Here is a 7,798-nt window from a genome sequence, read left to right on the forward strand (position 1 = left end):
CTCCTTTTGCAAAGGCTGTTGACACACCACTAGACTACGCGTCAGCGTCCGTCTTCGCGGCACATCAACCTCCTGTGGTCACATTTTGCCCGAAGGCCCTGCGAGATATACACTGAACACATCCCAGTTCGTGAAGCAGGGAAGTGATGCGATGACCTCAAAGAGCGACTGGCTGAAGTCCCTCGGCGTGCGATACCCCATCTTTTGTGCGCCCATGGCCGGCGGACCGTCCACGCCCGAACTCGTCGCGGCGGTGAGCGACGCAGGTGGTCTCGGATTTCTCGGCGCGGGTTATCTGTCGCCGGACGAGACGCGCAGGGCGATCCGGCGCGTACGCGTATTGACCCAAGCGCCGTTTGGCGTCAACGTGTTCATCCCCGAGACAGTCGCGGATGAAAGGGATGCCGTGATCGCGATGAAAGCGTGGCTTCGGGAGCAGGCCCGTGATGACGCGCTGAAGGCCGAAATCGACGCCGTCCATCCACATCCCACGAGCGCAGAGACATTCGCGGAGCAGATGCAAGTCATCCTTGAGGAACAGGTGCCCGTGATCAGCTTCACGTTCGGTTGTCCCGAACCCGACATCATCGCGAAGTGGAAGGCGGCCGGCGCATGCGTGATGGGCACGGCCACGACGCCAGATGAGGCGGCGGCGCTCGAACAGGTGGGCTGCGACGCTGTCGTCGCACAGGGGTATGAGGCCGGCGGACATCGGGGCACGTTCCTGGCCATGGACGAGACCCGTCTCATCGGAACCATGGCACTCGTTCCCCAGGTGGCCGATCGCGTCCGTGTGCCGGTCATCGCCGCGGGAGGCGTCATGGATGGTCGCGGCCTTGTGGCGTGCCTAGCGTTGGGAGCTCAGGCCGTACAAATGGGCACTTACTTCCTGGCGGCAGCAGAGAGCGGCGCAAATCCCGCCTACAAAAAGGCCCTCCTGGAATGGCGCGATCGCGGCACGATCCTCACTCGAAGCTTCTCCGGCAAGCTTGCTCGCGGCATTCGAAACGACTTCATAGAGGCCATGGCGCGAAGTGGTCTCGACATACCGCCATATCCGCTTCAGAACGCGTTGACGCAACCGATTCGCCGCGCGGCTGCAGCGACGGGCGACGCCGAACACATGTCGCTCTGGGCGGGACAGGGATATGCGATGGCCAAACCGATGCCTGCCAGAGATTTGGTGCGAACGCTTGTCGAAGAAATGGAGCGCGTGAAATCCCTCTTGTGTTGAAGGGGTACGAAGAGCGCTGGGCCCGGGAGAACCCAGCGCTCCGCGCAGAAAACGTCAATGGACGCCGCGGTGCTCGGTCAACTCCTGCACATCGACCTCATATCGATAGTCCGGGTTTTTCAGGTGATAGACCTTGGCCTTTTGCGATCGCTCGTCCACCGACTGGATGTACACCTGATGACCGCTGTGGGTGACGTGTGCCATCACCGGTGAGGACGCGATTTCCTTGGCCCGCTCCAGATCCATATCGCACACCTCCTTCAAGTCGGCTTTGATTCTTTCCCATCTCGCCGCCGGCATACGCGCCTGATTCTGGAACCGGTTGTCGATGCGCGCTTGGCTTCGCATCCGTGATCGCCAAGCCAAGCCGCGGGTACCCCCGACCGCATCATGAGCTTAAAACTTCTCCACGAATTCGTTGTACACCTTACGGTGGACCATGATGCGGTTGATCGCGATGCAGATCTGCCCCCGACGGATGAATTCCCCGCAAAACTCCCGCCGAAACCGCCTGAGCGACCTCCGCTGTCATGCGGTGCGCGTACTCACTCGAAACTTTCCTCGATTTGCGCTAGCATAAGGGACAGCTTGGAAAGGAGCAGCTCAGATGGTTGTTCGTCCGAATTGGCGACGAGATCGCCGCGTTTTGGCAGTGCTTCTTGGTGCCAATCTGGTCATCCGATTCGCCTGGATATCGTTCATGCATCCCGAGCAGCAAGCGGACTTCGCATGGTACTACGATCGCGCCGTCGAACTGGCCCACAATCAGGGCTATCATTGGATGGGCCATCCGACGGCGTACTGGCCGATCGGATGGCCGTTGTTCCTGTCTCTCATCTATCGTGTCACAGGGCCTTCGGTCGGCGTTGGACTCGCGGTCAACGCGCTTTTGTCGACGGGCATCGTGTGTCTGATCTACCTCTTGACCCGAAAGTTGTTCGACGATTGGCGACCCGCCGCTTGTTCGGCCCTGGCCTATACTCTGCTTCCGAGCCAAATCGTGTGGAATAGCGTGCTTGGTTCCGAAGAATTGTTCACATTGCTCGTCCTGGTCTTCTTCGCCCTATACCTTCGCTACAAGAGCCGTTCGAAGGGCCTTCTTTGGCTGACTCTTTCCGGCTTGATCCTAGGGCTCGCATGTGATGTGCGGCCGATTCCTCTCGCCTTTCCCGTATTTTTGTTCGCTTACGAGTGGTGGCTTGGCGAGACAAGCGGGAGCTCTCACTTCCTGTCTTGGTCGCGCGTGGCGCAAGCCCTCATCCGCTCCATTTCGGTTGGCATGTTCATGTTCGTCGGCATCCTACCGGTCACCGTTCGAAATCTCGTCGCGATGCGCCACTTCGTGCTCGTGTCCACGAATGGCGGAACAAATTTGTGGCAAGGCGTACACGTCAACGGGGGTTACTGGTGGTCCTACAACCCTTATATCAATCCGCTGGTTCGCGTGAATAACGAGGTGGTGAAGAATGAGCTTGGAGAACATCTCGCGGAGCAATATATGCTTCATCACCCTTGGAAGACGTTTTTGAACGGATGGATGAAGCTTTTCGACTTATACAAGGACGATGTCAACGCGAATTGGTACACCTTCCGCCTTTCCGTGAAATGGCATTCTGTTCTCCACGTGATCGACGCCGTCACAACGACGGCGTACTGGATTCTCATGGCCCTGAGCCTGCTAGGCATCCTCTATGTCTTCGTCTTCGCGAAAGAGCGCAGATCGCGGCGAAAAGCCGCGCTTCTCCTCACATTCATCGCGTACTACACCTGCTTCTTTTTCTTCTTTCCGGCGTGGGACCGGTTCCGTTATCCCATTATGCCTCTGTTCGCGGTGTTTGCAGGACCGGCCTGCATGTGGTTATGGCAGCGATGGAAGCGGGGATTCGGCGCAAGCGGGTGACGACCTGCCTCGTCGCCCGCGCAGAAGGACGAGATCGCCAAACGTTGAGCGATGTGATATGGTAGCTATTAAAAATGATATCGCTTACAAGGAGGAACGCGGATGCCCAGTCCACAGGCTCTCTCCGTCCGATCGATGTTGCAACAACTTCGCGCATCCCAGAATCCAGCCGAACAAAGCCTCGAGGCGCAGCGCTCGGGTCTGGATCAGATGGGCCAGACCATTCCAAAGCCCGATCACGTCCTGGTGGAGCGAACCTCGTTCGACGGCGTGCCCGGCGAGTGGATCTCGATTGCCGGTGCCCCGACCGAACGCGTGATTCTCTACCTCCACGGCGGTGCGTACTACATGGGTAGCTGCGAATCCCACCGAAGCTTGGCATGGCGCTTGGCCGAGGCATCTGAAGCGCGCATCGCACTTGTCGAATACAGGCTTGCCCCTGAACATAGGTTTCCAGCAGCCGTCGAGGACGCCGTGAAGGCGTACAAATCGCTCCTCGCGCAGGGCATCGAACCAAATCGTATCGCCATCGCGGGAGACTCTGCCGGAGGCGGCCTCACCATGGCTACGCTTATCTCTCTTCGCGACGAAGGTACATCGTTGCCGGCCTGCGCTGCGCTTCTCTCCCCTTGGACCGATCTGGCAGGGACAGGCCCGTCGATGGAGTCACGAGCGCCCTACGATCCGTGGCTTGAACCCGAAGGCATCCGCAAAGCCCCCCTCTTGTACTGCAGCCCGGATCAATTAACCCACCCGCTCGTATCTCCTCTTTATGCCGATCTCGCCGGACTGCCACCTGTCCTCATCCACGTCGGGCGCGATGAATGCCTGCTCGACGACTCCGTCCGGCTGTACGACAAAATTCGCGAAGCAGGAGGAGAGGCGCAGTTACACATTTGGGAAGACATGTGGCACGTCTTTCACAGTTTCCCAATCCCTGAAGCGGATGAGGCCCTCCGCGAGATTGGCACCTTCATTCAGCGACGCATCCCGCGCTGAATACGACGGCGACCTCGGCATCTCGAATCAACACCCAGATGCCGAGGTCGCAAACGCAGCCAAATTCGACTTATCAGATCTCCGAACCTGCGCATTCCACAAAGTTAGATGATGTTGTTGTTCAGTCGGATAGCTTGCCGCCTTCGTTTGATTCCCTTTTCGAATTCGAATTGTCGAACATTTCGATTTGAGAGGGATTCGTCTGTTGCAGGGCGTAGTACGCCTTTGTCACAAGGTCACCGGGTCCACTGACCATGACCAGATACTCACCCTCGCGAACCGAGCGCTCAAACTGTACAGCCTTCTCGTGCTTCAGGCCCCATCCCACCAGAAGACCTGCGATTCCGCCGAACAAGGCTCCTTCGACGGCGGACGTCAAGGCGTACGCGATGGGTCCAAAGAGCAAGAGCGGTCCTGTCACGGGTGCGAAAAAGACCGTGAAGCCCAAAAGCAGCCCCAGGATACCGCCCCACAGGGCTCCGAACTTGCTGCCTTCCTTCGCGACGCCGCGAATCGTCGTGAAACCAAGCGGCCGGTCCTCAATCGAGAAATTCTTACCCACGAGCGAAATATGTTCTGCTGGAATTCCACGTTCTAAGAGCATCTGCACGGCCCGCTCGGCATCCGCGTACTCGGCGTAGGTGGCCGCGACGTGATCGGAATGCCGATCATGGAGCTCGTGATCCTGGGCCGTCGGAGAGAGGTTGGTTAAATGTTCCATTTGTACACTCCTCTTTCGGCGCAGGTCCGGACGTTCTCACTGTATCAGTGGAAATGCAATTGGGCAACTGCAACGAATGCGTGGTGCGTGTCAAGGTATCGTAGGGAACCTCACTGCGTCATGGGTTCACGTGTCAACTGCGGATTCTTGAGCGGATTCTCGAGCCTTTTGCAGAATCACGAGCCCTTGCGCGGCGATCCAGGCATACACTACTTCCGGTCGTTGGTGAAGATGCGCATGGCTTTTTTTAGGATCTCATTCTCCTCTCGCAATTGGCGATTTTCTCGCTCCAGATCTCGCATCGCTTTCGTTTCCGGTCTCAGGTTCCCACTTCCGACGAATGGGTCTCAGGATCTTCACGATACTTCGCCATCCACCCATACAAAGTCTTCACGGATATCCCGAAGATCACGTGCGATCTCGCTTGCTGGCTTGTGGCCTTTCAAAGCGAGTTGAACAGCATGGAGTTTAAAGTCGTTGTCGTACTTTTGGGTCACGTGGCTCACTTCGAATCGACTTATTCTTACATTCTCGATTCGCTGTGTCCACTGTTTTAACCTAGCACCAGAGGTAACACGCGCGGAATTCGATGACGTTTGCCTGTGGGACGACTCAGCAGCGCCAACTTGACCTTCCGTGGTCAACAGACTCCGCACCCGCTCGTCCGATGACGCAGACCAGCCTCGGGACATCCGCCCTTCCACACCGATTTGTCGCAATAACAGCTTCGCGCACGCAGGCCCTGCGCCGTGACGAATACTGGATGGTGAACGGAGTGGGCGACCGCAACGTACACACCTGAGCATGAGAAATCCCCTCCCAGTGAGATTGGAATCTCTCTTGGAAGGGGAATGGAGGGCGAGCGCGCGATCAGACTATTCACATACGTTTCCTGTAGAAAATAACAAACCGCACACATGCAATACTTACGATCACCGCACAGACGGCCATAGAAGCACAAGCCAATCCCGCTAGGTACCATCTTGCATGTTGTTCGATCCACGGAACAGAATCAAGGATCCAAAATAGCAGTGCTGTGCACACAATGGCAACACCTGCTTTATACATTACTTCAAGTTGTTTTGCCGCTTTATTCACTATTACCCCTCCTTTCTTTTTTCGTCCGAAGAAGAAAGAGTGTTCACAGTAGAAATAATTGCTCCTCCAAGATCTCCGTAAATATTGCGAACAACCTTCCATTGCTCCTCAGATCCGCTAAAGTGCTCAGCACTTCGTTGGATCCCACATTTCGCGCCGCGCGACAGAAACTTAGCTGGAAACTCGAGCGAGGTAGCCATCTGAGCGTCCGACGACTGTGGGACTGGAAGGGTGTGGGCTATCGAAAGCGCGATCTTTTTGAGAAATGTTCAGTTTTGGAAACCCTGTGCACACGGACCCAAACGTTGATCAAGCCGTTTTTTGCGCTTCCGTGTAGATGCTCAGGTCCATGTTCAGCAGCTTAAGAACCCTCATGATCTGAGGATTATGAGGCGTTGCAGGTACTCGCTGCCACGTGTCGCCGACCTGCATGTGCACGGTCGTCATTCCATCCAGCATCTCGAGGATGGCCAACCCTGTTGGACGAAAACTCTTTCGTTTGCCTGGCAGCATGAGCGGTTCCGTTTCCCGCTTCATCTTCTCTCGGATGAGATATTCCAATACGCTATACAAGAGCAGGGATAACAGCATGACGAAACCGAACGCTTTCACCCGTGTCGGCTTATGCAGGTAGATGGGACCCACGTGATACGGGCTTTTCAGATACCGAAAACGCGCCTCCACCTCGTGTTGTTCCTTATACAGGCGGAGGATCTGTTCATCTGACACACGCTGATCATCGCGGATGTCGGTGATGAGCACAAACGTCGCTTCCTTCTCTCGCCACTGCTGAACCCGCTCCTCAGAAGGCGGTAAGATCGCCACTTCCACACGGTACTGTGTATGCACCGGCGGTGGCGGGTCATCTTTGCGCGGGCGACCGCGACGCGCGCGTTTTGCCTGCACCTGCTCGGCACATATGCGGGCGGAGATGGGATGCAAAGTGGCACGGTGTTCGTGCATGAAGGTCTGCATGGCCATCTGCGCATCTTGTTCACAACTGTAGACGTTTTGGCTCATCGCCTTGGCCGCTTTCTCGAGCGCAGCCTTCTCACGCTTGAGCACCTCTTCGAGCTTGCGCTCCTTCCGGGTATCCAGGCTGGAGGAGCGCACCACCACGAATCGATACGTTCGCCCGTACAGCGTGCGACGGAAGGCCTGGATCCTGTAATGGGCGCTGTCTTCCGCCTCAGCGAGCCGACCGACTTCTTTCCAGCTGTTTTCTTTCTCCCATGCCGCTCTCTTCAGGTCCTCGGATAGCTTATACGTCCCCGGCAGTCGTGAGATGAAATGGATGTCTTCCTCCGCCAAAAGCTCAAGGTTGTCCTTCGTCACCAACGCCGCGTCCGCGACGTAGACGCTTCTCTTTCGCGTCTCCTCATCGAGCTGGCTCAGGAGTTGCTGGATGTTCTCGAAATTCCATGTGTGATCGTCCAAGTTCCCAGGGTTGACGTTCGCGCATAGCCCCAGACCATGGACGGTGCAAAGTCCAAACACAATTTGCTTGAGATCAGGCCGGTGGTCCTTGGAGAATCCCCGGTCAATCCGAAACGCTGTTTGGTCCAGGTACTCGCCTGTCATAGAGAGCGACGTGGTATCCGCATGGATGGGGATGAGTTCGTTGGAATCGCTGAGCACCCGGAGTCTGCGTAGCGTGTGGAGGGCGATACGCGCGTATAATGCCTCGAGACCTGCGTCGTACAAGGCATCCAGAGCCCGGGCCAAAGCGTCATCATGGAGATCGTCTGGGTGTGTCAAGAGAACTGTGTAAACTCCATGTAAGCAATTCTCGGACCTCGTCATCCGCCTCGGCCCAGGTCACTTTGTGAGGCTGTCAAGGTACGTT

General features: G+C 56.7%; 7 protein-coding genes and 2 pseudogenes. 3 read left to right on the plus strand and 6 right to left on the minus strand.

The window, feature by feature from the left end:
* Positions 1–151: 151 nt before the first annotated feature.
* Positions 152–1,234, plus strand: a complete 1,083-nt coding sequence (locus J3481_RS12640) for an NAD(P)H-dependent flavin oxidoreductase (RefSeq protein ID WP_206832522.1) — start codon at positions 152–154, stop codon at positions 1,232–1,234.
* Positions 1,235–1,288: 54 nt separating this feature from the next.
* Here J3481_RS12640 and J3481_RS12645 read toward each other — a convergent pair whose 3' ends face one another.
* Together J3481_RS12645 and J3481_RS15000 are read right to left on the minus strand one after the other, a co-directional pair.
* Complete coding sequence (locus J3481_RS12645; RefSeq protein WP_206832523.1) at positions 1,289–1,480, minus strand: H-type small acid-soluble spore protein; 192 nt, start codon at positions 1,478–1,480, stop codon at positions 1,289–1,291.
* A gap of 153 nt (positions 1,481–1,633) precedes the next feature.
* A pseudogene (locus tag J3481_RS15000) lies at positions 1,634–1,754 on the minus strand (aldehyde dehydrogenase family protein); the annotation flags it as partial.
* Positions 1,755–1,841: 87 nt separating this feature from the next.
* Between J3481_RS15000 and J3481_RS12655 the strand changes: the two are divergent.
* Both J3481_RS12655 and J3481_RS12660 read left to right on the plus strand, forming a co-directional pair.
* Complete coding sequence (locus J3481_RS12655; RefSeq protein WP_206832524.1) at positions 1,842–3,134, plus strand: glycosyltransferase family 39 protein; 1,293 nt, start codon at positions 1,842–1,844, stop codon at positions 3,132–3,134.
* Between the two features lie 102 nt (positions 3,135–3,236).
* Positions 3,237–4,133 (plus strand): alpha/beta hydrolase, encoded by an 897-nt coding sequence (locus J3481_RS12660; RefSeq protein ID WP_206832525.1) that lies wholly within the window; start codon positions 3,237–3,239, stop codon positions 4,131–4,133.
* 121 nt (positions 4,134–4,254) lie between these two features.
* On the opposite strand, the gene J3481_RS12665 is transcribed toward J3481_RS12660, so the two are convergent.
* The 4 genes and pseudogenes from J3481_RS12665 to J3481_RS12675 form a co-directional block, all read right to left on the minus strand.
* Positions 4,255–4,854 carry a general stress protein gene (locus tag J3481_RS12665; RefSeq protein ID WP_206832526.1) on the minus strand — a complete coding sequence of 200 codons (600 nt, stop codon included), beginning with the start codon at positions 4,852–4,854 and terminating at the stop codon, positions 4,255–4,257.
* A 356-nt stretch (positions 4,855–5,210) separates the two neighbouring features.
* Positions 5,211–5,660, minus strand: coding sequence for a DUF6011 domain-containing protein (locus J3481_RS14725; protein ID WP_236011649.1), 450 nt, complete (start codon positions 5,658–5,660; stop codon positions 5,211–5,213).
* Between the two features lie 73 nt (positions 5,661–5,733).
* Positions 5,734–5,952 (minus strand): hypothetical protein, encoded by a 219-nt coding sequence (locus J3481_RS12670; RefSeq protein ID WP_206832527.1) that lies wholly within the window; start codon positions 5,950–5,952, stop codon positions 5,734–5,736.
* Between the two features lie 309 nt (positions 5,953–6,261).
* Positions 6,262–7,698, minus strand: a pseudogene (locus J3481_RS12675) (IS1634 family transposase); the annotation flags it as partial.
* Between the last annotated feature and the right edge of the window lie 100 nt (positions 7,699–7,798).

This window comes from Alicyclobacillus fructus, assembly GCF_017329605.1.
GTDB classification, from domain to species: Bacteria; Bacillota; Bacilli; order Alicyclobacillales; family Alicyclobacillaceae; genus Alicyclobacillus; species Alicyclobacillus fructus.